Origin of the sequence: Flavobacterium sp. FlaQc-47 (assembly GCF_044006475.1) — a bacterium.
Taxonomy (GTDB): domain Bacteria; phylum Bacteroidota; class Bacteroidia; order Flavobacteriales; family Flavobacteriaceae; genus Flavobacterium.
This window is the reverse complement of record NZ_JBIPCQ010000005.1, coordinates 386,230-412,384: the sequence shown is the minus strand read 5'-3', so window position 1 is coordinate 412,384 and position 26,155 is coordinate 386,230. Positions and strand designations below refer to the sequence as shown.

The following is a 26,155-nucleotide window of genomic DNA, read 5'->3' as shown; positions in this document are numbered from 1 at the left end:
ATCTTACCTTTTTTTGTTTTTAAGCCAATTTTACGGATCAATACGAAAACCTGTGGAGCGGTAAAATTTAAGCATAAATATTAGTTAGTCTAAAAAGGAAAAATTCTACATTCCTTACACCTCTGAATTTCGATCTAAAAGCTTTTATTTTTGCATTAAAAGATTCTGCCGATGCATTTGTACTTCTGTTATCAAAATAATTTAAGATCGTTTGATAATGATTCATAATTGTTCGAGAGATTATATTGAAAGACTTAAAGCCAGATTGAGGATCAACACGAAAACCTGTGGAGAGAGAAAAAAAAAAAAAAAAAAATACCACACAACACTCAAAGATTTTTTACTAAGCAAGATGGATACAAACACAAAGACCACAAAGCTATGTCAACACACTCTAAGATAAAAAACTTTGCGCGCTTTTTGCGGTAAAAATCATAAAATGCATAAATGTTATCTCTCCGGGATATTTTTTTTACTCCGTTAGGAGTTTAATATTGGTAAGATAAGAATCAACCAGAAAAATATCCCGTAGGGATTAAACTTCTTAAAGCCAATTTATTTAAAAACTTTAATTCAATCAATCATAAGTTTAAGCTGAATTGTAATCTGGTTATTTTCTTATTTATTTTTAGAATACCTTAAATTAATTATTTTACTTTTTCAGCTGAAGGCATTTTCCAGACATTATTAATTACATCGGGTTGTGGACCGTAGATTCTCATCACAAACATAAATCTGCCGCTTTTTGGTGTTGGAAGCCAGTTGCTTTCCTTGCTTTTTCCCGGTGAATCTCCCTGCAGGTAAAAAACCAGATCTCCGTTCGGTTCGTATTTTACCCCATCTGTTTTATTCCCTATGGAATACCGTGAAATAGGATTTGATACCAGAAACCGTTTTGGCAGGTTATACATGGTAATACTCCAAAAATATTTAGCCTCGGGAAGCTCGTCTTTAGAAAATCGCAGTATGTATTTGTTACTTCCCATTAACGGCTGATTGTCTTTATCAGTGGAACTACCGGTATAAACCGCTTCTTCTTTAGTATTGCCATAAAGTCCGGCAGCGGCAGCTATAGCGCGGTTTAGGTAATTATTTTTAAGTGATGCACGCGTACCAAAGAGACTTCCTGAATCCTTGAGATTATCGATCTTGGATTCCAGTTCCTTTTTCCCTTCAGCAATTCCTTTTTCAATAGCCTTAATCGTTTCGGGAGGATATTTCGAGCTGTCATAATTAACTCCAGGTTGTACTCCAATTTTAGCAAATCGGGCTCTTAGAGTTTTTTCGCTGCTATCTTCGGTTGTATATTGCAACAAAGAATTCAGAACATTAATAAATTTTGGAGAAGAATAGTCGGCTTCGTTCCAGACAGGAAGAGCCAGATTGTATTTTTTTTCTGCAGGAGCTGCCTGATTTTCATATTCATGCAGGGGAATTAATTTATACTGAGCCTGTATTCTTTTAAGGTTTACGGCATCTTTTGGATTGTGAAGTTGTGTACGACCTACCACAAAAATCAGGCTTGTTTCAGACTTTAGTACTTTTGTAATTCCGTTCGGCGCTTTACCCTTCCAGTCAGGACCAGCTATCAAATATTTCCCGGGCTGGTTTCCAGTTGCGCGCGAACCTACATATTCAAAATTAAAAGTGTAGAGATCTACAAGCTGCATCACATAATACCTGTCCTGTTCTATCTTTGGAACCTCAAGGATTACCGGCTCATCAGAAACATTAATTGCCGCCATTGAGTATGGCGTGTCATTATTAATAGTTACCACAAGAGTATCTGCTGGAGTTGCACTAACAGCAATACTTTTAAATTTATTAAAGCCGCCTACAAATTCCTTCGCATCCTTATTAACAGCATTGGCGTATATGGTTTTATAATTGTAAAACATAGGATATCCGTAGATCCATGCTTCTTTAGCTATCTCTGTTATAGAATCAGTTGAGAGTGACGTATCAGCTGTTATTGTATTGGCCGTTTTTTCTTTTTTGCAGGCTGTAGTTATTACAAATGCAATAATTAAATAGGAAAATAGTTTTTTCATAATAGTAGTTAAAATTAAGTTTTGATAAAAAACAATCCATTTCTTACTTCTAATATAAAATTAAGTTTCAGCCTGCTTTTTTGAGAATTTTTAACAGCTAACATTGTTTCAAATTATAATTTGCAACCAATAAAGCAAATACAATACTGAGAAGCGAGGTGTAATGTTTAAATCAATAGCTGAAGATGGCTGTTTTGTTCAACAGGCTTTCGTGGATAAGAAAAGAAAATTACAGAACATGTTAATTTGATTTGATATAATGAAGGCAAATCTTTTTATTTAAACCTCTTTCAACTCACTTAAATTTTAAAATCTTTCATGTAAAAATTTCAAATCCCACCGTGGTCACAAAATGGTAAAATAAATAGTATGTATCTTACCTTTTTTTGTTTTTAAGCCGATTTTACCCATTTATAATACTTAAAATTTAACTTAAAAGAAGGTATGATATATTAAAAATAACTTTTATATTTGCACCCGCGTTCAAGGAAGGAATTTGACTCGATAGCTCAGTTGGTAGAGCACATCACTTTTAATGATGGGGTCCTGGGTTCGAGCCCCAGTCGGGTCACAAAAATTGTGATTCACAAAATAACTTTTCTTGATAGCAATGACTCGATAGCTCAGTTGGTAGAGCACATCACTTTTAATGATGGGGTCCTGGGTTCGAGCCCCAGTCGGGTCACAAAAGGTCAAGTATTTATTTACTTGACCTTTTTTTATTTTAGAACCGATTTCTAAAAATCATTTTGCCAACAATTTACAGGTACAATTCTAAAATATAAGGAAAGAAAAAATTATTGCATAAATCTATATAAGCTTTCAGCAAATCGCATACTCTTTTGGTAATTCTTTATCAGTTCAAATAAACCTTCTGAACATCCTCTGTTCAAAAAATAATATCAAATCAAGCACAAACATCTTTTTAAAATAATTTATCTAATTCATCTCACGCATTACTTGTTCAATTATTTAAATCATTACAATCTTAAAAATTGTATTTTTGTTTCATACATTTAGTAACGTACAATTTACTATGTTTTTTACGCATTGCTTTTTATCACTTAATTCTTACCTTTGAAACATGAGCACACTTACAAAATCAAATCATATAGGGCGAAAAATTAGCCGTATTCGTGAACTTCGGGATATGAAGCAAGAAGCATTGGCGCAAGCTTTAGGAACAAACCAACAAGCTATATCTGCTATTGAAAACAGCGAAACCATTGATGATGAAAAGCTAATTGATGTAGCGAAAGCGTTGGGTGTAACTGTTGAAGCAATTAAAAATTTCTCAGACGAAGCTGCAATTAATTATTTTAATAGCTTTACAGATAATGTTGTAACGACTGGAAGTATTTTCGCAAATAATTGTACGTTTAATCCTTTAGACAAGTTGATTGAATCGTACGATGAAAATAAAAAACTGTACGAGCGTTTAGTTCAGGCCGAAAAAGACAAAGTTGAGTTTTTGGAAAATTTATTAAAACAAAAATAATATCCTGAAACAGTTTTAATCTTACATAATAAAGCAGTAATTCCGTTGTTATAATTCTTATATTTAAAACATGAGCACACTTAAAAAATCAAATCACATAGGGCGAAAAATTAGCCGTATTCGTGAACTTCGGGATATGAAGCAAGAGGCATTGGCGCAAGCTTTAGGAATTAGCCAACAGACTATATCTGCTATCGAAAACAGCGAAACCATTGATGATGAAAGGCTAATTGATGTGGCGAAAGCGTTGGGCGTAAGTGTTGAAGCTCTTAAAAATTTCTCAGACGAAGCTGCAATTAATTATTTTAATAATTTTTATGATAATAGTGCAAAAGGACAAATTCTGAATAATTCCTGCAGCAATCTTACATTTAATCCTATAGACAAATTGATGGAAGTTTACCAAGAGAAAGAAGCACTTTATGAACGTTTATTACAATCTGAAAAAGAAAGAAACGAACAATTGGAAAATTTATTAAAACAAAAATAATTCCCAATCAAAAACATATATTCATAAAAAGAGGTCTCAACGAGCCTCTTTCTTTGTTTAGAAATTAATCCTGTCCACGCTGGGACATTTAGTTTCATAATAAGTTTATTTCATTTCCTAACCATTTTTTCACAAAAGAAAATGAGATACAAAACAAAACTTTATTAAATTCGTCATCTAATTAATTAACCTGCTAACCTAATCCCCAAATTGGTTTATGAAACATTTATTACTCTTATCATTTATTATGATAACTTGCTCAACATGGGCACAATCTGCAACCGGCTATTTTGACAAAGCCCTGAAAAAAGCCGAAGCCGGCAATAATAAAGGTGCCGTTGCTGACTATACAAAGGCAATTGCCATGAATTCACATTTTGTCGAAGCGTATCAAAATCGCGGTGTTGCAAAGTACAACATCAACGATTTAAAAGGTGCACTTGCAGATTTTAGCAAAACAATCGAATTAGACGACATGAATGCTGACGCCTTTACCGGAAGAGCAAACGTAAACTACAAACTTTTAAAGTACAAGGAAACGATTGACGACTGTACAGCATCTTTAGGCTTAAACCCGAAAGATTATGTAGCCTATAATTTAAGAGCCCTGGCTTATAATAAAAGCGGAGACAAAAAAAATGCCTGCAAAGATTTCTCTAAAGCAATAGAATTAGGCAGTCAAAGCGCCATAAAAAACAGAGCCACTTTTTGTAAATAAAACAATAGCAACTCTCTAAACACAAAGCAATCTGTTAAATATCACATTTACAGATTGCTTTTTTTATTCAAAAAATCTCTGCCATTTCATCTGTAATCTTCCTTACATTTGTTCTTCAAACCAAATTGAATGGCACTTTTAAAAAAAATAAATCACAAAGCACAAACCGATAAAAACTCCGGTTTTGGAGTCAATGCAAACAGCTACGGCGGAAGATTTGTAAACAAAGACGGAACTCCGAATATTGAGAAAAGAGGCATGCATTTATTTCGTCGTATTAGTTGGTATCATACCATGATCGACATGCCTAATTGGAAATTCATGTCCATTTTGTTTATTTTTTATATTGTCCTCAATTTTATTTTTGCGCTTATTTATTACGCCATCGGGATTGAACATCTGGACGGAATCGAACAATCTCAAAGCGAATTAACCCAATTTGGGCAAGCTTATTTTTTCAGTGCGCAAACATTCACAACTGTTGGTTACGGGCACATAAGTCCAACCGGTTTTTTAACCAGCGCTTTATCAGCCGCCGAAGCCTTAATAGGTTTATTAAGTTTTGCCATTGCAACAGGTTTATTTTTTGGAAGATTCAGCAAACCAACCGCTTTTTTAAAGTTTGCAGATAACGCCTTAATTTCGCCTTACGGAGAAAACAAAGGATTAATGATTCGTCTGGTACCTTTTAAAAATACCAATTTTACAGATGCCACGGCAAAAGTCACATTAGCCATGAGCTTAGAAGAAAATGGCGTACAAACCAATAAATTTTACAGCTTAGAACTTGAATTAGACAAAATAAACGCCCTTTCCTTAAGTTGGACATTAGTTCATCCCATTACAGAAGAAAGTCCGTTATACAATTTCAGCAAAGAAGATTTCAAAAAAATGGAAGGCGAAATATTTGTTTTCATCACCACTTTTGATAATATGTACAGTAATACCGTTGCCGCAAGAACATCCTATACTTTCAGGGAAATAATCTACGGAGCAAAATTTGAAACCATGTACAACCGAAGCAAAAACGGATCAAAAACTATCTTGCATCTGGATAAATTGAATCAGTATCAAAAGGTCAATCTGTAGCATTCTATCATTTTAATGAAGTTAGCCATGTAATCTCATATTTTATTCTATTTTTGTTTATTAAATAACCAGTAATGATAAACAATATTAAGACTGTTTTCAGCATAAAAGATCTCGAAAACTTATCAGGAATAAAAGCGCATACCATTCGTATCTGGGAAAAAAGATACAACATCTTAGAGCCTATGCGGACTGACACGAACATCCGACTCTATAATTTACAAAATTTACAGAAGCTTTTAAATATTACTTTATTACACGAATACGGTTATAAGATCTCAAAAATCGCAACTTATTCTGAAGAAAAAATTCCGCAATTAGTCCGCGAAATTATTTCCAAGAAAAATTCTCAGAATTACGCTATAACTTCTTTCAAAATGGCGATGATGAATTTTGACCAGGAAATATTCTTCAATACATTTGACTGGCTTATTTCTGAAAAATCATTCAAAGAAGTTTTCAAAGATCATTTTCTTCCTTTATTGAAAGAATTAGGACTATTATGGCAATCTGAAACCATAACTCCGGCAAATGAACATTTTATGAGTCATTTGATCAAACAAAAAATATTAATTTACACAGAAAGTCTTCAGATACAGAAACCTTCAAAAACCAATCGGATTTTTGTGCTTTCGTTACCATTAAATGAAATTCATCAAATTGGGTTATTATACCTGCAATATGAAATTTTATCTCACGGTTACAAAACCATATATCTTGGCGAAAGTATGCCAATAGAAAACCTTCACGATCTGACCAAACATTTTGAGAACATCACCTTTGTTTCCTTCATGACAGTTCAGCCGGATCGCACCGTTATCAATCAATACGTGAAATCTATGGGGCAAAAACTACTTCAAAAAAACAATGAAATCTGGCTTATGGGTAAAATGGCAGAACATATTGATCCAAAATTGCTATCAGACAGAATACAAGTTTTCAGTTCTATGGAAGAAACAATTAGCATGCTATAACCTATTTTGTTTAAAGTTTTTGTACATTTGTTAAACAAATGAAAAAAACAATAGCAATAATAGGATCTGGTTTCTCTGCTTTAGCCGCTTCTTGTTACCTCGCACAACAAGGTAACGAAGTAACTATTTATGAAAAAAATGAAACTATTGGCGGAAGAGCCAGACAATTTAAAAAAGACGGTTTTACCTTTGATATGGGACCAAGCTGGTATTGGATGCCGGATGTTTTCGAACGTTTCTTTAATGATTTCAATAAAAAAACCAGTGATTATTATGAACTTATAAAACTAAATCCTGCTTACAGGGTTTATTTTGGAGTAGATGATTTCATCAGTATTTATGATAATCTTGAAGCCATAAAAACCACTTTTGAATCTATTGAAAAAGGAAGTGGCAAAAAGCTGGAAACCTTTATTAAACAAGCCAAAAGCAATTATGATATTGCGATAAAAGATCTTGTTTATCGTCCCGGAGTTTCTCCGCTGGAATTAATTACACTTGAAACTACTTTAAAACTCAATCAGTTTTTTAGCACAGTCAGTAATGACATTCATAAGAAATTCAAAAACGAAAGATTAATTCAGATACTTGAATTTCCGGTTTTATTTCTGGGAGCAAAACCTACGAAAACGCCGTCCTTCTACAATTTCATGAATTATGCCGACTTCGGTCTAGGAACCTGGCACCCAAAAACAGGCATGTTCGATGTCGTTCGCGGAATCGAGAAACTGGCTTTGGAAATTGGCGTTACAGTAAAAACCAACTCAACAATAGAAAAAATTATTGTCGAAAATAAAACTGCAACAGCAATTGTCATTAACGGCGAAACCATCAAAGCAGATATTATTTTAAGCGGCGCCGATTATCATCATACCGAAACTTTATTAGAAAAAGAATATCGGGCCTATTCTGAAAGCTATTGGGAAAGCAGAGTTTTTGCTCCATCGTCACTTTTATTTTTTGTCGGTTTTGATAAAAAAATAGAAAACATTTCGCATCACGCCTTATTTTTTGATGTTGATTTTAATCAGCATGCAATTGATATTTACGATAAACCAAAATGGCCGGACGCACCTTTATTCTACGCTAATTTTCCGTCAAAAACAGATCTTACAGCAGCACCGGAAGGTATGGAAAGTGGTTTCTTTTTAATTCCGTTAGCACCGGGAATAATTGACACTGAAACACTTAGAGAAGAATATTTCGAAAAAATAATCACTCGTTTTGAGGCACTTACACAACAAAAAATCAAAAATAGCATTATATTTAAGAGATCTTTCTGTAAAAATGATTTTGTAAACGACTATAACGCTTACAAAGGAAATGCCTACGGAATGGCAAATACATTATTGCAAACAGCTTTTTTAAGACCAAAGCTGAAAAGTAAAAAAGTCAGAAATTTATATTTCACAGGACAATTGACCGTTCCTGGACCAGGTGTTCCGCCTGCTTTAATATCAGGAAAATTAGTAGCTGAGTTAATTCAAAAATCTTTTAGATCTTAAAAAATGAAATCACTATTCGACACCGTATCATTCAAATGCAGTAAGTTGGTCACCCAAAACTACAGCACCTCATTTTCGCTGGCGGTAAAAATGTTATCACCAAGCATTCGCGAAGCGATTTACAGCATCTACGGATTCGTTCGTTTTGCTGACGAAATTGTCGATTCATTTCATGATTACGACAAAGAAAGCCTTATCAATGATTTTGAAAAAGAATATTATAAAGCATTAGAATTTGGTATAAGTTTAAACCCAATTCTCAACTCATTTCAGCACACCGTAAAACAATATAATATTACAGATGATCTTGTTCAGGCATTTTTAAAAAGCATGAAACTGGATCTTATAAAATCTACCTATAACTCACAAACCGAATACGAAGATTATATCTACGGTTCAGCCGATGTTGTGGGTTTAATGTGCCTGAAAGTTTTTGTAAAAGGAAACGATCAAAAATACGATCAGCTTAAAAATGAAGCAATGCGATTGGGATCAGCTTTCCAGAAAGTGAATTTCCTGAGGGATTTAAAAGATGATAATCTGGTTTTGAACAGAAATTATTTTCCCGGCGTTGATTTAAATTCATTCGATGAAAATGCAAAAACTACGATCATTAACGAAATCGAAGAAGATTTCAGAATTGCGTATCAGGGAATTGTAAAACTCCCAATCGAAGCACAATTTGGGGTTTATACAGCCTATATTTATTATAAAAAACTACTAAAAAAACTCAATAATACACCGTATTACGAAATAGGAACTTCAAGAATAAGAGTTTCAAATTACACCAAAGCCGGACTTTTAGCGCAATCTTTTGTAACTTACAAGTTAAAATTAGTGTAGGATCAATTTCTAACACATAGAAACATAGAATTTTTCGCTTGAATAAAAGTTAAAAATAATATGATAAATCATTTTCACATAGCTATGTGTATTTCAGCAAGTGAAACGCCTCTTTTTAAAGCTAACAAAAGCTATGTCTCTATGTGTTTAAATGACCCATATAATAAATCAAAAGTTAATTTTCAACAATTAAAAACATAAAAAATGATTTCTTTTTTAATCTTTTTAGGCGTTTTCCTCTTCATGGAATGTGTTACATGGTTAACACATAAATACATCATGCACGGATTAATGTGGTATTTTCACGCAGATCATCATCAGCCAAAATATGAACATACTTTTGAGCGCAACGATATTTTCTTTGTCATTTTTGCCATTCCAAGTATCACACTTTTTTATCTTGGCGTTCAGGGTGGCTTTAATTACTTATTTTTTGTCGCTTGCGGCATCACCTCTTACGGAATTTGTTACTTTTTAATTCACGATGTTTTAATTCACCAGCGTTTTAAATGGTTCAAAAACACCAAAAATAAATACCTGATTGGTTTACGTAAAGCGCATAAAATTCACCACAAACATCTGGGTAAACAACACGGAGAATGTTTCGGGATGTTATTCGTTCCCTTCAAATATTATAAAATGTAGCATTATTTGGGCGTTACCCAAGGGTCGGGCTTTCCGTTCCCGCTTTTTTGTCACAGGCAAAAAAAGCCTGACACAAAAAGAGCTCCACTTCAATCCCTAACGCAAACGTATCTCAAGAACCATTTGTAATAATCGATTTATGAAAGTATATAAACTAGAAACTGTACAACACTTAAACGTCAGTATCGAAAAATGTTGGGACTTTTTTTCGAGTCCACAAAACCTGCAAGTGTTAACACCTGACGATATGAGTTTTGTAATTCAGGATTTCGATGGTAAACGTATGTATCCGGGACAAGTGATTACCTATACATTAAAGCCACTTTTGGGAATTAAAATCAATTGGATGACAATCATTACAGTTTCTGAAGAAAATAAATATTTTGTCGACGAACAACGTTTTGGTCCTTATGCTTTATGGCATCACAAACACTTTTTTGAACCCACGGAAACTGGCGTAAAAATGACCGATGTTGTTCATTATGCATTGCCGTTTGGCTTTTTAGGACAACTCGCCAATAAAATAATGGTCAGAAATAAACTGAAATCAATTTTTGAATATCGCCACAAAAAAATAGAAGAGTTATTCAATTTAAAATAATTGTTTACCACAGATTAACGCTGAATATAGTTCTTTAATTCTTTCACGCAGATTGTACAGATTTAGGCAAATAGTCCCAGATTTATTTCAATTACGATAAAAAATAAAATCTCCAAAATCTGCACAATCTGCGTGAGAAAAAAATCTTTTAGTATTCCCTTAATCTGTGGCATAAAAAACAGAATGCAATATAATGACAAAACAAAAAGTTACTTTTTTCTGGTTTCGACGTGATTTGCGTCTGGATGATAATTTTGGATTATTCAATGCTTTGCAATCTGATTTTCCGGTAATTCCGTTGTTTATTTTTGATGAAGATATTCTGGACAATTTACCTGAGAATGATGCGCGTGTAAGTTTTATTTATGATTCATTACAAAATATAAATACAGAACTCAATACTATTGAATCTTCTCTTTTAATCAAAAAAGGAAAAACACTGGACGTTTGGAAATCACTTATTCAGGAATTTGATATTCAGCAAATCTTTTTCAACAAAGATTATGAACCCTACGCCATAAAACGCGATACAGTAATTGCTGATTTATTAAAAGACAATAATGCAAAAGCCTTTTCATTCAAAGATCACGTGATATTTGAAGAAAAAGAAATCACAAAAGCTGACGGACTTCCGTACACGATTTATACGCCATATAAAAACAAATGGCTGGAAAAATACCATCTTTCCGGACAAGCGCAGGAATATGACACAAAATCTTTGTTCTCCAATTTTGCTAAAAGCGAATTTGCATTTCCTGAATTATCCCAAATTGGTTTTGAAAGAAGCAGCATAAAAGTACTTCCGCATAACTTAACCCAAATTGGCGATTATAAAGAAATCAGGGATTTTCCAGCTTTGGATGGCACTTCTTATCTATCACCACATTTACGTTTTGGAACCGTAAGTATTCGGAAATTAGTGAATTGGGCAAACAAGAAAAACCAAACTTTTTTAAGCGAATTAATCTGGAGAGAATTTTTTATTCAGATTCTGTTTAATTTCCCAAAAGTCGTGAATCATAATTTTAAATCGGCTTATGATGGTATTCAATGGCGCAATAACGAAGATGATTTTAAACGCTGGTGCTCCGGAACTACGGGTTACCCAATAGTTGATGCCGGAATGCGCCAACTGAACCAAACCGGTTACATGCACAATCGTGTCCGTATGGTTGTAGCGAGTTTTCTCTGCAAACATTTACTGATCAACTGGCAATGGGGCGAAGCATACTTTGCCGAAAAATTACTCGATTTTGAATTAGCATCAAACGTAGGAAACTGGCAATGGGCAGCAGGAACAGGTTGCGATGCTGCGCCTTATTTCCGTGTTTTTAATCCGGAAATTCAACAAAAGAAATTTGACGACAAAGCAATCTACATTCGCAAATGGATTCCTGAATTTGATTTGGGTTACAACGAACCAATGGTGGATCATGCTTTTGCAAGAGATCGCGCTATTGCGACTTACAAGGAGGGGATAATTAAATAAATTCCAAATTTTTAAAATTCCAAATTCCAATTGTTGTTGCGAAATTTTGTCATTTCGACTGGAGGGAGAAATCACACATACTGCAAAATTACCAATTTTTGCAGAGCTATTAACTGAGATCACAATGTCATTAATTCAAGCTTTTTTGATAATTAGAGCAATGCGAATAAGAGTCGAAATGTGCCGTTAGGCACTAAATATTGGTAGTTAACAATAGATTAGAATACATTAGCGTGCCGTAGGTACGCAACAAAATGATAACTATTGCGTACCTACGGCACGCTAGATTTATTCCGGTTCCTATTAACTTCCAATATTTAGTGCCTAACGGCACAAATTACAGGCTTTCCTGATTGGCATGAATAATATAGCGGATAGCATGAAATAGCTCCTAAAACTACTTAATCAATTTATTGAGCATTCCGTTGAAGATAAAACCATGAAATGGCAAAACAGAATACCAATATAGTTTTCCTAAAATACCTTTGGGTTTAAATGTCGCTGCCTGATATAAAGTGTTGTGAATGATTTTGAATTCAAGCCAGGCTTCACCGGGTAATTTCATTTCGGCGTATAAAATTAATTTTCCTTCTTGTTTGTTGGCATATAAAACACGCCAAAAATCCAAAGCATCTCCGGAATGAATATCGTTTCTATTAGTTCTGCCTCTTCGTGAACCAACACCTCCAAATAATTTATCGATAAAGCCGCGCAAACTCCACAGCCAATCTCCATAATACCAACCGCTTTCTCCGCCAATTGACCAAATTTTATTGATGGTAAAATCCCTGTCTTCAATTTCTTTTTTCCTGCGATCGATATAACAGCCTTTTTTTGGAACTTTTAAATATTCGGAAATATTGGTGCTAAAACGTCCGCTTACCAGAGAATCTTTCCAACTCGACGCCACATTATTTTCTCCCACTTTAAGTAAAGCACGTGAAAGCGCTTCCTTATAACTCATAGGTTTTACATGTAAAAGTTCGTTAATGCGATGATCTTTGCAAATTACTTCGACTTTCATACTGCTTACTAAAGCCGACGCTAATTTGTAGGATGTAGAAGTGACAAAATACAACCAATACGACGATAATTTAGGCGTCATAACAGGAATCGTAAAAATGTATCTTTTCAGTTTTTGCGCATCGGCAAAAGCCAGTAACATTTCTTTGTACGTTAAAATATCAGGACCGCCAATATCAAAACTTTGATTGTATGTGACAGGATTTAAAAGTGATTTGGAGAGAAATTCCAGAACATCATTTATCGCAATAGGCTGGCATTTTGTATTGAGCCATTTTGGCGTGATCATAACAGGCAGTTTATTGACCAAATCCCGAATTATCTCAAAAGAAGCACTTCCTGAACCTACAATAATTCCGGCTCTTAAAGTGGTAAGTGGCACGGTAGATTGCCCTAAAATACTTTCTACATTTTTGCGCGATGCTAAATGTTTTGAAAGTGATTTATCGTTTACGATTCCGCTTAAATAAAGGATTTGCTGTGCTTGGGTTTGATTTATTCTCTCGGTAAAATTACTTGCCGAGGTACTTTCTAATTCATCATAATTAGTATCAGGACCGGACATGGAATGAATGAGGTAAAAAGCCGCATCAATATCTAAGGGAATTGACGCTAATGTATTTTTATCTAAAAAATCAACTTCGATAACCTGTACTTTCTGTTGGAAAATTTCAGGTACATAAAATCTGTTTTTATCTCTTACACAGCAAATTATGTCGTTTCCCTGCGCTACTAAAATAGGCAACAAACGTTTCCCTATATAACCTGTTGCACCTGTTAAGAGAATTTTCATAAGTGTTACATTTTAAAAGTCACCAATCCGTAATCCATTTCAAAAATTTGACCTGAAATTGAACTCGCTTTTTCAGAAATCAGAAAATCAACCATATTAGCCACTTCATCAGCTTTTAAATAACTTTTCATTGGATGACGTTCGACCATGTTTTCTTTCATACGATCGTTTCGTAAAATCGAAGCCGAAAGTGACGTTTCGGTAATGGTAGGCGCAATTGCATTGACACGAATTGTTGAAGCTAACTCGGCTCCAAGCGATTTTGTCAAACCTTCGACACCTGCTTTTGCAGTTGCAATACTGGCGTGAAAAGGCATTCCTAACTTTACGGCAACGGTGCTAAATAAAACAATTGATGGTTTGTTACCTCGTTTTAAAACAGGTAAATATTTCTGGATCGCTTTTACAGCACCAATTACATTGATTTCAAAATCATTCCTGAAATCATCAACGCTTAAACCCGAAATAGGTTTGAGATTAATTGATCCGGGACAATAAATTAAAACATCAATATTCTCAATATCAGGAAGTTCATCTTTAAGGACGTCTAAACTGAAATGATTTAGATTGTTATGGCTAATTTCAGGTACAGTTCTGCTTATATTATAGACTATATTGGTTTCAAGCTGCTGCAGTAAAACCGCATTTCCAATTCCTTTACTTCCTCCAATAATTAATATATTTCTCATTTATAATGGATTTGTTTTTTTTATTCTCGCAGATTTTCAGATTTTTATTTTGACTTGTGATGACACGCTTTGTGGTTACTTTAACGATAAAACTAACACAAAGTTTATCGACAATATTGTCATTTCGAGGAACGAGAAATTACACATACTGAGAACGCACTGTTGGCGAGTAGTGGATGTAATTTCTCGTTCCTTGAAATGACATACTTTATGGTTACTTTATGAGAAAAAAATTATTACAAAAACCTAAATCCCTAGCCCTGATAGAAGCGATATCCTTTTGTGGCGGGGTTCGCCACAAAAGATATAGCGGATAGCAGGAAATAGCTCCTAATACTTCACATAATTACTTACTACAATCTTCGCTTTTAAGTCAAACATTAAGTTATATAAACCAAAGAAAGTCCTGTTCATGTAAATGAAATGCTTAGAACCACGATTTCCGTTCATTTTTTTAAGATTGGTATCGTTTGAAAAACGTTCACCTAATTTTGCAATGCTTTCAAAGAAAGTTTCATCGGCAAAATCGAAAGTTTCGTTTTGGAAAGGTTTCGTAAAAAGTGATAATAAATCATGAAACATCTCTGTAAAATATTCAATTTCGGCTGGAGTATCGTCCGGACGAAGAATTTCCAATTCAAATAATTTCTGATTGAAAAGGGCTTTATCTGTAATTACATTTTTATTGATTAATTCAAAATAAGGCACGTAAAAATCATCCGGAATTTTTTTCATACATCCAAAATCCAATGCAATCAAATGGTTTTGATCGTCTACTAAAAAGTTTCCGGGATGCGGATCTGCGTGAACTTTTCGCAACACGTGAATTTGGTACATATAGAAATCCCAAAGTGCCTGACCAATTTTGTCTCCCACTTCTTTGTTTGTATTTATTGCCGTAAATTCTGAAAGATGAATTCCGGTCATCCAATCCATTGTGATGATTTTCTCTGATGAAAACTCAGGATAATAACTCGGAAAAAGTAAATTTTCGATTTTACTGCAAGCTTCAACTACTTCCTGACTTTGTTTTAGTTCCAGTAAATAATTGGTTTCTTCGATCAGTTTATCTTCAACTTCCTTAAAATATTTATCAGAATCTTTTCCCTGCAGATTAAACATTCTGACAGCGATAGGTTTTACCAAAGCCAAATCTGAAGAAATGCTGTTGGCAACTCCGGGATATTGAATTTTAACGGCTAACTTTTTGCCGTCTTTCACAGCCAAATGTACTTGTCCGATACTCGCTGCATTAACTGAATTTGCATTGAATTCGTCAAAAATTTCATAAGGTGTTTTACCAAAATTTGTTTTGAAAGTTTTTAAAACCAAAGGTGCCGAAAGTGGCGGAACAGAAAATTGTGACAATGAGAATTTCTCGACATAAGCCTGAGGTAAAAAGTTTTTGTCCATGCTCAACATTTGAGCTACTTTAAGAGCACTTCCTTTCAGGCTTTTTAGTCCGTCGTAAATGTCTTCAGCGTTATTTTCATTGAGTTTGTCACGCGTCAAATCAGAGTTTACCATTTTTTCGGCATAATGCTTTATGTAGTTCACGCCTACTTTTGCACCGGTTTGCACCAATTTACTGGCTCTTTCTATTTTTGACGTGGGTATATAATCGATTGTTTTCATGATTTACTGTATATTTTTTCTTTAAATAGAAATTTTCCAAGATCTATTAAATGATTAAGTGGCGCGATATTCATTAATTCGAACGAAGCATTTACTGCTTTTTCAATAAAAATATCTGTTTTTTCAAAAGATGGCGATTCATCGTCAACCCAAAATTTTATCGTTAACATTAATTGTAACCAAGCTGATTCCTGAATTCCTTTTTCCTGAAATTTTTGAAGTTTTTCATATTCAAGTCTAAAATCATCGGTTAGAATTTCAGAAACATATTCTTTAAAACTGTCCCGAAGCGTTGAAAGCTGGGCTAAATTTTTTAGAGGATTTCTATCGAATTTTAAGGATTGTAAAACATAACTTCTGTTGGCAGTCAGGATTTCGAAAAAGGTGAAATAAAAACTCAACATTTTGTTTTTCATATCATAACCTGAATAATCCGGATGCTGATGCAATAAATTAACCGAATTCTCAAAAAACATTCTGAATATCTCTTTTTCCAAAGCTTCTAAAGTTCCAAAAAAAGGATAAAATTCGGCTTCTGTAAAATCGTTCCCTTTTGCAAAAAGATAAACTGATTTTGGTTTCTGTCCCTTTTCCAGAACCTCATCCATATATAATGAAACGATGTCTTCTTTACTGATTATCTTATTTTTAGCTTCCATCTTATTAAAATTTAAATTTTGCTTTAAAGGTACGCAATGTTTAAGTATCTTTACTTATCGTTAAACAAAATACGTTGTTAAATATATTATAAACTATTATGGCTAAAAATATTTTACTCACCGGAGGAACTGGATTCATAGGAAAAAACCTAACTGATTTATTGATAGAAAATGGTTTTTCAGTTTCTATTTTGAGCCGATCTGACAGAAAAAATACTCCAGCAATTACGTATTACAAATGGGATTTAACCCGGGATTATATTGATGAGGAAGCCATTTTAAATGCTGATTATATTATACATCTTGCCGGAGAAGGAATCGTAGAAAAACGATGGACAGAAAAACGCAAGAAAGACATTATTGAAAGCCGGACAAAACCTGTTGAATTACTATTTTCTATTTTAGAAAAACACAATAAAACGCTTGATGCTTTTGTTTCAGCATCGGCAGTTGGGATTTACGGCGCTATTACCAATGATACCATTTGTACAGAAAACACTGCACCCGCGAATGACTTTTTAGGCATAACGTGTCAGGAATGGGAAAAAGCAGTCGATAAAATAAATTCATTAGGTATTAGAACCGTGAAAGTGAGAACCGGAATTGTTTTGGGCAAAGACGAAGGTTTCCTTAAAAAAATTATGCCCAGTTTTAAATTAGGCTTAGGCACTATTTTAGGCACGGGAAAACAATATGTTCCCTGGATTCATATTGATGATTTATGTCAGATTTATTTAAAGGCAGTTCAGGACGATAAAATGAGCGGTCCGTATAATTCCTGCGTAACAGACGATACTACAAATGAAAGCTTGTCCAGAACTTTGGCAAACCTATTAGGATATAAAATCTGGCTGCCTAAAGCGCCTAAGTTTGTTCTAAAAATTGTGTTAGGCGAAATGAGCCTGGCTGTTTTGGAAGGTCAAAGGGTTTCATCTGAGAAACTGGAAAAAATGGGTTTTCAATTTGAATTTACCAATTTAGAAAGTGCTCTCGCAAGTTGCCTGAATTAAATCACTTTAATGTGAGATACATTATTTCATCACTTCTCACAACTCCGATTAATTTAGTATTGGCTGTTTTTGAAATTTTACCTGCGACAACACTAGGTATTGCTACATTAAAATCTGAGATTGAAATAGGATAATTACAGGATATTTGTATGCCTTCAGGAACTCGTTTTATCAACGCTTTCATGTCAATTATTTTCGATTTTCCGTGAAGATAAAGTTTACCTTTTACCTCATATTCTTTTTCACTTCCGTCGACATTTTTTAGATCAAATTTTTCAATTTTACCTTTAAAAACAGCCTTTGGATATCGATTGCTTTCCAGGTAATTCTGATTGAAATGGGTTTGCATTAAATCCATTTTAAAAAGAAAATCTTTTACAGCAACAGTACAAATTAATGTGCTGGTTTCAGGTTCCAGAACTATTGTTCCAAGCTTATTTACCGCCGAAACTTCTTCAAAAAAAGGAATTGAAGCTTCAAAATTTACAGTTGCTGTAGTCGTTTTAAATTTATCCTGAGCAAGTATAGAGAACGCGGTAAAAAGTAACATTAATGCAGTAATTTTTTTCATAATCGTCATCAATTAAACAATTACGTCATTCGGCTTTTTTTATTGAAATTAAATTTAAAAAACAAAATGGCAATATTCCGTGAAAAACATAGTAATCAAATGATTATATTTAAAGTTACGCAAATTTAAAGTTGCCAGTTGTCATTTTTATGCTAAATATTTGTGAAATGTTTTTTGATGCAAAATGTAAAATGTGAAATGGGATTGGTGAAATGTTTTTTGCAAATTATAATGGATAGTCCCTACGGGACAAAATTGTCGTGTCGCATTATTTTTTCTACCAAAATTTAATCTCTCCGAGATATTTTTTTGCTACCAAATATTGATTTGAAATCATCAATACTTCTTCTATTGTAATCATAAAAAATACCGATAATTAATCTTCACCAGAAATATTCCGTTAGGAATTAAATATTGGTAAAAAATTAACCATCGGCAGTATTATTCCCAAGAAGTACAAATTTTATATCTTAAAATATAAAGTTTTTATCCTTGTACTTCTGTACAAATCTCAATTAAAAACCCGTCTAAATCTCTGACATACGCCACAATTTGTCCCCACGGTTTTTGTGTCGGTTCTTTTACTACTATTGCGCCAAAAGAAGTTGCTTTTTGAACCAATTCTGCCACGTCATCGGTAATAAATCCTATCTCAATGGCAAAAGGTTTATCGTCTAAACTGCTTTCGATAAAACCTTCGCTTAAATTTTGAGCGGCTAATTTTTTTGAAGCGAATGAAATCGTTGTTTCACCGGTAATCAATTCTCCGTAATCATTTTCGGGTGTTACAAATTTTCTTGAAAATCCAAATGTACTTTCATAAAATGCAACTGATTTTTCTACATCTTCTACATATAAAATTGTATATCCAAACTTTACCATGTTTCTAAATTTTAATTTGATTATATCTTCTAACTTATTTCTATCAATACATTATACTTGTCTAAAGTTGCCAAATCTTCAATCGAGTTTACGTTGGTAATTTTAGCATGTTCTTCCACTTCTTTTTTAGCTTCAATTTGTTTGATGCATTTTCTAAAACGACGAACTTCATCTAAATTTGATAAAATTAATCCGGGAACAGGTACGCTTTTGCCTTCTTTATCTTTGGCGACCATTGTAAAATAGGATGAATTACAATGTTTTATCGCTCCTGTCTGAATATTTTCGGCTTCAACGCGAATACCCACAATCATGGAACTTCTGCCTACATAATTTACAGAAGCTTTCATGGTTACCAATTCTCCAACTTCTATAGGTTTTAAAAAATTGACTGTATCAACCGAAGCCGTTACGCAATAATTACCGCTAAATTTTGATGCACAGGCAAAAGCAATCTGATCGAGTAATTGCAGAATATATCCTCCATGAATTTTTCCGCTAAAGTTAGTATGCGACGGCAACATCAATTCTGAAATACTGATTTTTGATGATGATACCGGTTTAAAGTCTGTAGTCATATTTTATTTGTATTTAAATGGGGAAGTTTCTTTTTGAACAGCCGTGATGAAAAAATGGGAATCTCCCCACCAGCTAAAATTTCTGTATCGTTCAACATAAGTCAATTTTACATATTGACCTTGTAATTCATTCAATTGTTCTATTACTTTTTTATCGCTGTCCAGAACCGAAAACCTAAAAATTTGCGATCCCGAAACGCCCTGACTCAATTCACCTTCCCAGGTTTTCATCATAACGCCTTTGTGGCTCATCCTGATTAATTCGCCGGAACGATATCCTTCACTGTATGAAACATAGTAAATAAAAGTAAAATAAGCTGCAAAACCCAACACACACATTGCCGCGATAATCAGTAAAATTCGTTTCATAAGTTTTAATTTAATAATTGATTTTCATCTTCAGTTGAAGCTCTTGCAATAATATTTTCCGGAAGTGACTTTTTAGCCTTTGCTCCCATTTTCTTTAATTTTTCGACACTCGAAATTAAGTTTCCTCTGCCGTCAACAAGTTTGCTCATAGCGTTTTCATATTCGGTTTTTGTATCTTTAATTTTGTTTCCTATTCTGACTAAATCAGTTACAAAACCTTCAAATTTATCATATAATGCTCCGGCTTGTCTGGCAATTTCAAAGGCATTTTCCTGTTGCTTTTGATTTGCCCACATACTATCAATAGTTCTTAAAGTAGCCAATAACGTTGTTGGCGTAACAATTACAATATTTCGGTCAAATGCTTTGTTGTATAAACCGGAATCCTGGTTTAAGGCAATGGCAAAAGCGGGTTCTATAGGGATAAATAACAAAACAAAATCAGGACTTTCTATTTGGTATAAATCATGATAATTTTTATTACCCAGTTGCTCTACGTGTCTTTTAATAGAATTCACGTGTTCTTTTAAGTACTCTGTTTTAAGAATTTCAGATTCTTCGTTGATCCATTTTTCATAGGCAACTAAGGAAACTTTAGAATCGACAATCATTTTTTTACCATCGGGTAAATTGATGACAACATCTGGAAAAACTCTGTTTCCTTCGTTATTTACAAAACTTTGCTGGACTTCGTATTCACGCCCTTTTTCCAGGCCTGATTTTTCTAAAACACGCTCCAGAACAAGTTCTCCCCAATTTCCCTGCATTTTATTATCGCCTTTTAAGGCTTTGGTCAGGTTTAGGGTTTCTTTGCTCATTTGTGCATTCATTTCGCTTAAGCCAATAATTTGCTGGCGTAATGCTGCATGGTAATCAATACTTTCTTTATGGGTTTGTTCTACTTTTTGTTCAAAAAACTGAATTTTATCCTGCAACGGAAGCAAGATACTTTTCATGTTCTCGCTATTTTGTTCCGTAAATTTTGCTGATTTTTCTTCGAGAATTTTATTGGCTAAGTTTTCAAATTCTTTGGTAAATTTTTCCTGCAGCTCTGTTATCTCGCTTTTTTGTTCTTTATGGCGTTCCCATAAATTTTCAAAATCTACTTCTTTTTTAGAAAGCTGAATTGCCAGACTGTCTTTTTCGGTTCTGATGTTTTCTTTTTCTGATGCAGATAAATGAAGTTGCTTTTCAAAAATAATCCGTTCTCTTTCAAATTGCTCTTTCTGCATTTGCAACTGATTGATGTGCGCATTCAACCGTTCTTCTAAACTTACTTTTTCTGATTGAGACCTAGCCGAAAACAGCATTTTCCCTAAGTAAACACCTATGAATAATGCCACAATAAAAGCCAGTAAATAAGGCAAAAAATCAAACATATCTAACTTTATTTTTTAAAGTAAAAGTAAGGAATAATACGTAGTGCATAATTTTAAAATTGAAATTTCACTAATTAGTAACTATTCTAAATTTTATAAACATTTAAGAGAACGCAGTCTATTTAACAATTACGCAGAAAAATTATTTTTTTCACGCAACCATTTCAAATAATGCACATCTACCATATATAACCTATTAAAATTTTACCATGAAAAAATTAATGTTAAGCTTGTTTATCGCTTTTGGATTCAGTGCCTGTTCTCTTAATAATGATGATTTAAATGTAGATTGCGGAGCCAGCGAAGACAAAGTTTTTACAGGATTTCCACTTTTATGTTCATATAGTGTCAAAACGCTGCCTAATAATCCAACTCCTGTTTTAGTTGGGTCTGAGGAAACAATGAAAGTTTTATTCACAAAAAATGAAACTGGCTGTCCTAATAGTAACAATACTCCTATCGATTTTACTAAAGAAATTTTAGTTGGACTTTTTGCAGGTTTAAAACCAACAAATGGATATTCGATTAAAATAACAAGCATAGTAGAAAACAAGTGCGAAATCCTGATTAATTATTATGAAAAAGCACCTCAGGCTGGAGAAACGCTAACGCAAGGACCAAGTTATCCTTCAGATTTTATTTTAATTCCAAGAACAGGAAAACAAATTCTTTTTAATAAAACTACTGAAACTACTGATAATATTGTGGTAGGAACTTTTAGCAAACAATGTACTGGTGCTGATTGCCAAAAATTTTATCAAATAAATGATTTCAACATTCTAAAATTCTTAAATGTTGCTGCCGGAGGTTATGATTTTAACCAATACAGATATACTGCAACAACTAAAAAAGGTGATTACACGCTTTTCCTTAAAAATGTACCTACGGAGATTTTAAACTTAAAAGGTCAGACTAAAACTTACGGAACTCCGGATACGGCTGATCATGGCGGTGTTTATTTTGAACTTCGTCAAGGTGCCTTAACAACTAAAGTTTTTATCGATAATACTGATACTGCAGATCAAAGTGCTGAAATAAAGGTTTTCAAGAAAGCGATTCAGGATAAAATTACAGCTTTAAAATAATCTAAATTATGAAAAAACAATTCTTATTATTTATTGTTGTGTCCTGCCTTTTTTCTTCGGCTTATTCCCTGGAATCAACAAACGCAGGTTCAGGATCAATTGTAAACACCTGGATCTGGGAAAAATCGACGGGAGGAACCAGCAATCCGTACACGGCAACTCCCAAAACTATTGGATTTAGCAAAAAGGTGGTATTTACATCAAACGGTCGTGTTATCACTTACAAAAATGATGTTGAAATTAGAAACAGTAAGTATCAGGTAGAAAAAGGCACTGGCTTTTTTGACAAGTCGCAACATGACTTAATTACCTTTGAAGGGAAGACTTATGTTATAGAAAACCTTGACAATCAAAACCTAACAATTGTTAGTAATAATGAAGACGCAGCCCGTACTATTTTTAAAAGATAGTTTTATAAGCTTATAAGGACTATTTTTGCAAAACCAAACAACACCACTTTTTTGAAAGACGATTTAGAAAAATACATTAGGCTGTGCATAAAAAATGACAGAGAGGGACAACTGAAAATATATCAGTTGTTCTCTCCTGTTTTATATGGTATTTGCCTAAAGTATATGAAAAACGAAGATGATGCTAAGGATGTTTTTCAGGAAGCATTTGTCATTGTTTTTCAAAAAATAAGTCAGTATAAATTTGAGGGAAGTTTTGAAGGCTGGTTAAAACGCATCTTCATTAATAAACTGCTTGAAACTTTAAACAAAAAAAAGAAAGAAAGCTTTTTTTTAGATGTTTTTGATCCTGATACGGATTTTATTGAGGAGGAAGAATTAGACCCGATACCGATAGAACAAGAAAAATTATTAGAATATATCCGGGATTTACCAGATCAATATCGAACGGTTTTTAACTTGTATGTTTTTGAAAAAATGAAACACAAAGAAATTGGCGAATTATTAAAAATCTCCGAAGGAACATCAAAATCAAATTTAAACCGCGCCAAGCAACTATTGCAAAAAAGAATACTGAGCATAAAAAATTTTAAAATAGCATGAAAAAGCAAAATATAGAAGATATTTTTTCATCAATGGAAGACTTTTCAAGTGTTCCACCGCCGGAATTATGGGGGCAAATTGAGGAAAAACTAGATAAACCTAAAAAGAAGAAAAGAGCTATTCTTTGGTGGTCGGCTGCGGCATGCTTATTATTAGGATTAATGCTTCCTTCTGTTTTACATTTTAACTCTGCTTCAGGAATCAAAACTATAAAAAATGATGCTCTCGATAATAGTGTTGTTCTTGATGATCAAAAAAACAAATCAAATACAAATAAAACAATCTCTGTTCCTGAAAATAATGCTTTAGAAATTACAACTTCTGAAAAAAAATCAAATGATCCTGAATCAGTTTCATCTGTAGGAAACAAGATTAATCCAGTTGAAAATTCACAACAAAATAAAAATCAAAAAACGGCAGTTGCTCATTCTGATACCAAAATCAAAAATAATTTTGATGTATTAAATCCAACATCAATTAATAGCACTTTAGACAGTAATCAGGCTGTAGCCGAAAAAGCTTCTGTTTCAAATCAAAAGAACGGATTCAATTCTAATTCACAAAATCAAATTGCGAATGTGGATGAAAAAGTTTCTAATACGGCTTTAGCTACTAAGACTTCTGTTTCAAATCAAAAAAATGGATTTAATTCTGGTTCACAAAATCAAATTGCGAATGTGGATGAAAAAGTTGCTAATGCGGCTTTAACTAAAAAGACTTCTGTTTTAAATCAGAAAAATAGATTCAATTCTGGTTCACAAAATCAAATTGTGAATGTTGATGAAAAAGTTTCTAATGCGGCTTTAACTAAAAAGACTTCTGTTTCAAATCAGAAAAACGGATTCAATTCTGGTTCAAAAAACCAGATTGCAAGTGCTGATAAAAAAGCTTCGGATAAAATTTTAGCTGAAAAAACTTTTGGCAAAACAAATCCATTTAATCCAACTTCAAAAAATCAATTGTCCAAATCATTTTTTGAAGATCAATCGGCTTCAAAAAACAGCTATAATATTGCTTCTAATACTTCAAAATCAAATTTGAACGAGATTCAAAAAACTATAGTTGAAAGTAATACAAAACAAAATAGCGGAAGCTTAATAACAGAGAAACCAATTGCCAGTAACCAAAAAAGCAATTCAAAATTTAATGATGTTTTAAGCCAGCAGGATTCTGTTCAATTAGCAGAACTTCAAAACTTAGAAAAAGGAATTATCACTCCAAAAACCCCTGAAGAAAAAACAGAAAAGGAAAAAAATCCTGTTTCTAATGCTGAAAAATGGGCTGTTGAAGTTTTTGCCGGAGTAGCAAATTCTGAAAATTATAAAAATGATAAAACCTTAGGTAACGCAAATGATTCTAAACAAAGTAATTCTTACGGTGTAAAAACCAAGTATAAAATCAACAAAAAGTGGGCTGTCGCTTCTGGTTTCAAAATAAATGAACTAGGACAAAGTGTGGCAAATGTTTCGTATTTAAGTGCGAAAAATAATTCTTTTTTTAGTTCTAATGATTATTTTAATATGAATACAACGGCTGCTGCTCCGCGAATCGCAGCAAGTTCTGATGTTGTATTTGTACCTACAGCTACTGCAAATGCTTTGAAACAAAATAATATCGAAAGTAATAATATTCAAAGTGGAAATTTAGATCAGAACTTACGATATATCGAAATGCCTTTAGAAGTTTCGTATTCTGTTTTTAGCAAAAACAAAGCCAGTATTAATTTGAATACAGGTGGATTTGTGGGGAAATTGATTTCGAATAATGTGGCTTTAGATGGTAATTCAATTGGTCAGAATGTGAATGCGAATGATTATGTGTATGGTTCTACTCTAAGCAGTACTTTGCAATATCGTGTGTATAAAAAGACGAATGTTTTTGTTGAACCTGCTATGAATTATTACATCAATCCATTAAACAATCAATCTTTTAATCAATTTCAATGGGGATTGAATTTTGGTTTGAATGTTTCTTTTTAAAGTTCTTTTTGTGCTAATTTTACAAAATAACTTCAAAAGAATCTCGATAAATGGCAATCACAAACAATTGGAATGATCTAAAATCATTGCCTAAAGATCTCATTACCGTTAAAGAATTGGTTTATGATTGTTGCAATTTTAATGCTACAGAACCTCAGCGGGAAGCTGAAAGTGCTGATTATGATGCTTATCATTTTCAAATAAACGAAAAAAACATTTGTTACAGAGCAGCAAAAATAACTCCGACAAAAACGGGTCAGTTTGTCACTTTATGGAAACGTAATGTAATGGGAATCATTGCACCTTTTGATTTCTTAGACACAATTGATTTCGTAATTGTAAACGTTAGAAAGAATAATTTACTGGGACAATTTATTTTTCCCAAAAATATTCTTCTTGAAAAAGGAATTTTTTCAACGGAGTTTAAAGAAGGAAAAAGAGCGACAAGAATTTATCCGCCCTGGGATGAAACGACAAATAAACAGGCTCAAAAAACACAACAATGGCAATTAAATTATTTTTACAATATAAATCCTGATCTTGATTTAGAAAAATTCAAAACTTTATTTTAAAGTATAAAAAAAGAG

27 protein-coding genes and 2 tRNA genes are annotated in these 26,155 nt (G+C 33.3%); 18 read left to right on the top strand and 11 right to left on the bottom strand.

Annotation, left to right across the window (positions count from 1 at the left end; all coding sequences use genetic code 11):
• Positions 1 to 67: 67 nt before the first annotated feature.
• Together ACHRVX_RS18400 and ACHRVX_RS18395 are read right to left on the bottom strand one after the other, a co-directional pair.
• On the bottom strand, positions 68 to 322 hold the full coding sequence (locus ACHRVX_RS18400; protein ID WP_395334822.1) for a transposase: 255 nt from the start codon (positions 320 to 322) through the stop codon (positions 68 to 70).
• A 325-nt stretch (positions 323 to 647) separates the two neighbouring features.
• Positions 648 to 2,051 (bottom strand): DUF1254 domain-containing protein, encoded by a 1,404-nt coding sequence (locus ACHRVX_RS18395; RefSeq protein WP_395334820.1) that lies wholly within the window; start codon positions 2,049 to 2,051, stop codon positions 648 to 650.
• A 498-nt stretch (positions 2,052 to 2,549) separates the two neighbouring features.
• Here ACHRVX_RS18395 and ACHRVX_RS18390 point away from each other — a divergent pair.
• From ACHRVX_RS18390 to ACHRVX_RS18335, 12 genes are all read left to right on the top strand, one after another.
• A tRNA-Lys gene (locus ACHRVX_RS18390) sits at positions 2,550 to 2,622 on the top strand.
• Between the two features lie 41 nt (positions 2,623 to 2,663).
• Positions 2,664 to 2,736, top strand: a tRNA-Lys gene (locus tag ACHRVX_RS18385).
• A gap of 399 nt (positions 2,737 to 3,135) precedes the next feature.
• Positions 3,136 to 3,549, top strand: coding sequence for a helix-turn-helix domain-containing protein (locus ACHRVX_RS18380; protein ID WP_395334818.1), 414 nt, complete (start codon positions 3,136 to 3,138; stop codon positions 3,547 to 3,549).
• Positions 3,550 to 3,619: 70 nt separating this feature from the next.
• Complete coding sequence (locus tag ACHRVX_RS18375; RefSeq protein WP_395334816.1) at positions 3,620 to 4,039, top strand: helix-turn-helix domain-containing protein; 420 nt, start codon at positions 3,620 to 3,622, stop codon at positions 4,037 to 4,039.
• A gap of 217 nt (positions 4,040 to 4,256) precedes the next feature.
• Positions 4,257 to 4,757 (top strand): tetratricopeptide repeat protein, encoded by a 501-nt coding sequence (locus tag ACHRVX_RS18370; protein ID WP_244860362.1) that lies wholly within the window; start codon positions 4,257 to 4,259, stop codon positions 4,755 to 4,757.
• A gap of 129 nt (positions 4,758 to 4,886) precedes the next feature.
• Positions 4,887 to 5,846, top strand: coding sequence for an ion channel (locus ACHRVX_RS18365; protein WP_395334814.1), 960 nt, complete (start codon positions 4,887 to 4,889; stop codon positions 5,844 to 5,846).
• Positions 5,847 to 5,920: 74 nt separating this feature from the next.
• Complete coding sequence (locus ACHRVX_RS18360) at positions 5,921 to 6,820, top strand: MerR family transcriptional regulator (protein ID WP_395334812.1); 900 nt, start codon at positions 5,921 to 5,923, stop codon at positions 6,818 to 6,820.
• A gap of 38 nt (positions 6,821 to 6,858) precedes the next feature.
• A complete protein-coding gene (locus ACHRVX_RS18355; protein ID WP_395334810.1) occupies positions 6,859 to 8,325 on the top strand; it encodes a phytoene desaturase family protein in 1,467 nt (488 codons plus the stop codon).
• Positions 8,326 to 8,328: 3 nt separating this feature from the next.
• Positions 8,329 to 9,168: a phytoene/squalene synthase family protein gene (locus ACHRVX_RS18350; protein ID WP_395334808.1), complete on the top strand. Its 840-nt coding sequence runs from the start codon at positions 8,329 to 8,331 to the stop codon at positions 9,166 to 9,168.
• A 204-nt stretch (positions 9,169 to 9,372) separates the two neighbouring features.
• Positions 9,373 to 9,813, top strand: coding sequence for a sterol desaturase family protein (locus tag ACHRVX_RS18345; RefSeq protein WP_213301576.1), 441 nt, complete (start codon positions 9,373 to 9,375; stop codon positions 9,811 to 9,813).
• A gap of 139 nt (positions 9,814 to 9,952) precedes the next feature.
• The gene (locus tag ACHRVX_RS18340; RefSeq protein ID WP_395334806.1) at positions 9,953 to 10,414 is read left to right on the top strand and encodes a hypothetical protein; all 462 of its coding nucleotides are present in this window, start codon (positions 9,953 to 9,955) and stop codon (positions 10,412 to 10,414) included.
• 193 nt (positions 10,415 to 10,607) lie between these two features.
• Complete coding sequence (locus tag ACHRVX_RS18335; RefSeq protein WP_395334804.1) at positions 10,608 to 11,903, top strand: cryptochrome/photolyase family protein; 1,296 nt, start codon at positions 10,608 to 10,610, stop codon at positions 11,901 to 11,903.
• Between the two features lie 397 nt (positions 11,904 to 12,300).
• Here the strand turns inward: ACHRVX_RS18335 and ACHRVX_RS18330 are convergent, their stop codons facing one another.
• The 4 genes from ACHRVX_RS18330 to ACHRVX_RS18315 form a co-directional block, all read right to left on the bottom strand.
• Positions 12,301 to 13,719, bottom strand: a complete 1,419-nt coding sequence (locus tag ACHRVX_RS18330) for an SDR family oxidoreductase (RefSeq protein ID WP_395334802.1) — start codon at positions 13,717 to 13,719, stop codon at positions 12,301 to 12,303.
• Between the two features lie 5 nt (positions 13,720 to 13,724).
• Positions 13,725 to 14,408, bottom strand: a complete 684-nt coding sequence (locus ACHRVX_RS18325; RefSeq protein ID WP_395334800.1) for an SDR family NAD(P)-dependent oxidoreductase — start codon at positions 14,406 to 14,408, stop codon at positions 13,725 to 13,727.
• A 330-nt stretch (positions 14,409 to 14,738) separates the two neighbouring features.
• Positions 14,739 to 16,043 carry an ABC1 kinase family protein gene (locus ACHRVX_RS18320; RefSeq protein ID WP_395334798.1) on the bottom strand — a complete coding sequence of 435 codons (1,305 nt, stop codon included), beginning with the start codon at positions 16,041 to 16,043 and terminating at the stop codon, positions 14,739 to 14,741.
• The gene (locus tag ACHRVX_RS18315) at positions 16,040 to 16,702 is read right to left on the bottom strand and encodes a TetR family transcriptional regulator C-terminal domain-containing protein (RefSeq protein WP_395334796.1); all 663 of its coding nucleotides are present in this window, start codon (positions 16,700 to 16,702) and stop codon (positions 16,040 to 16,042) included. Before ACHRVX_RS18315 ends, ACHRVX_RS18320 begins: the two co-directional genes overlap by 4 nt.
• Before the next feature lie 98 nt (positions 16,703 to 16,800).
• On the opposite strand from ACHRVX_RS18315, the gene ACHRVX_RS18310 reads away from it, so the two are divergent.
• The gene (locus tag ACHRVX_RS18310) at positions 16,801 to 17,712 is read left to right on the top strand and encodes a TIGR01777 family oxidoreductase (protein WP_395334794.1); all 912 of its coding nucleotides are present in this window, start codon (positions 16,801 to 16,803) and stop codon (positions 17,710 to 17,712) included.
• A gap of 1 nt (position 17,713) precedes the next feature.
• Here the strand turns inward: ACHRVX_RS18310 and ACHRVX_RS18305 are convergent, their stop codons facing one another.
• The 5 genes from ACHRVX_RS18305 to rmuC all read right to left on the bottom strand — a co-directional run bounded on the left by ACHRVX_RS18305 (position 17,714) and on the right by rmuC (position 21,491).
• Positions 17,714 to 18,283 (bottom strand): YceI family protein, encoded by a 570-nt coding sequence (locus ACHRVX_RS18305; protein WP_395334792.1) that lies wholly within the window; start codon positions 18,281 to 18,283, stop codon positions 17,714 to 17,716.
• Between the two features lie 486 nt (positions 18,284 to 18,769).
• Complete coding sequence (locus ACHRVX_RS18300) at positions 18,770 to 19,165, bottom strand: VOC family protein (protein ID WP_395334790.1); 396 nt, start codon at positions 19,163 to 19,165, stop codon at positions 18,770 to 18,772.
• Between the two features lie 29 nt (positions 19,166 to 19,194).
• Positions 19,195 to 19,743 (bottom strand): acyl-CoA thioesterase, encoded by a 549-nt coding sequence (locus ACHRVX_RS18295; protein WP_395334788.1) that lies wholly within the window; start codon positions 19,741 to 19,743, stop codon positions 19,195 to 19,197.
• A gap of 3 nt (positions 19,744 to 19,746) precedes the next feature.
• Positions 19,747 to 20,112, bottom strand: a complete 366-nt coding sequence (locus tag ACHRVX_RS18290; protein ID WP_395334786.1) for a 6-phosphogluconate dehydrogenase — start codon at positions 20,110 to 20,112, stop codon at positions 19,747 to 19,749.
• Positions 20,113 to 20,117: 5 nt separating this feature from the next.
• Positions 20,118 to 21,491: a DNA recombination protein RmuC gene (gene rmuC / locus ACHRVX_RS18285; protein WP_395334784.1), complete on the bottom strand. Its 1,374-nt coding sequence runs from the start codon at positions 21,489 to 21,491 to the stop codon at positions 20,118 to 20,120.
• Positions 21,492 to 21,700: 209 nt separating this feature from the next.
• Between rmuC and ACHRVX_RS18280 the strand changes: the two genes are divergently transcribed.
• The 5 genes from ACHRVX_RS18280 to ACHRVX_RS18260 are packed head-to-tail and all read left to right on the top strand — an operon-like array spanning position 21,701 to position 26,140.
• The gene (locus ACHRVX_RS18280; protein WP_395334782.1) at positions 21,701 to 22,576 is read left to right on the top strand and encodes a protease complex subunit PrcB family protein; all 876 of its coding nucleotides are present in this window, start codon (positions 21,701 to 21,703) and stop codon (positions 22,574 to 22,576) included.
• A gap of 8 nt (positions 22,577 to 22,584) precedes the next feature.
• Positions 22,585 to 22,986: a hypothetical protein gene (locus ACHRVX_RS18275; protein ID WP_395334779.1), complete on the top strand. Its 402-nt coding sequence runs from the start codon at positions 22,585 to 22,587 to the stop codon at positions 22,984 to 22,986.
• A 51-nt stretch (positions 22,987 to 23,037) separates the two neighbouring features.
• Complete coding sequence (locus ACHRVX_RS18270; protein ID WP_395334777.1) at positions 23,038 to 23,589, top strand: RNA polymerase sigma factor; 552 nt, start codon at positions 23,038 to 23,040, stop codon at positions 23,587 to 23,589.
• Complete coding sequence (locus tag ACHRVX_RS18265) at positions 23,586 to 25,568, top strand: hypothetical protein (protein WP_395334774.1); 1,983 nt, start codon at positions 23,586 to 23,588, stop codon at positions 25,566 to 25,568. The genes ACHRVX_RS18270 and ACHRVX_RS18265 overlap by 4 nt, the downstream gene beginning before the upstream one ends.
• 50 nt (positions 25,569 to 25,618) lie before the next feature.
• The gene (locus tag ACHRVX_RS18260) at positions 25,619 to 26,140 is read left to right on the top strand and encodes a MepB family protein (protein WP_395334772.1); all 522 of its coding nucleotides are present in this window, start codon (positions 25,619 to 25,621) and stop codon (positions 26,138 to 26,140) included.
• Positions 26,141 to 26,155: the final 15 nt, after the last annotated feature.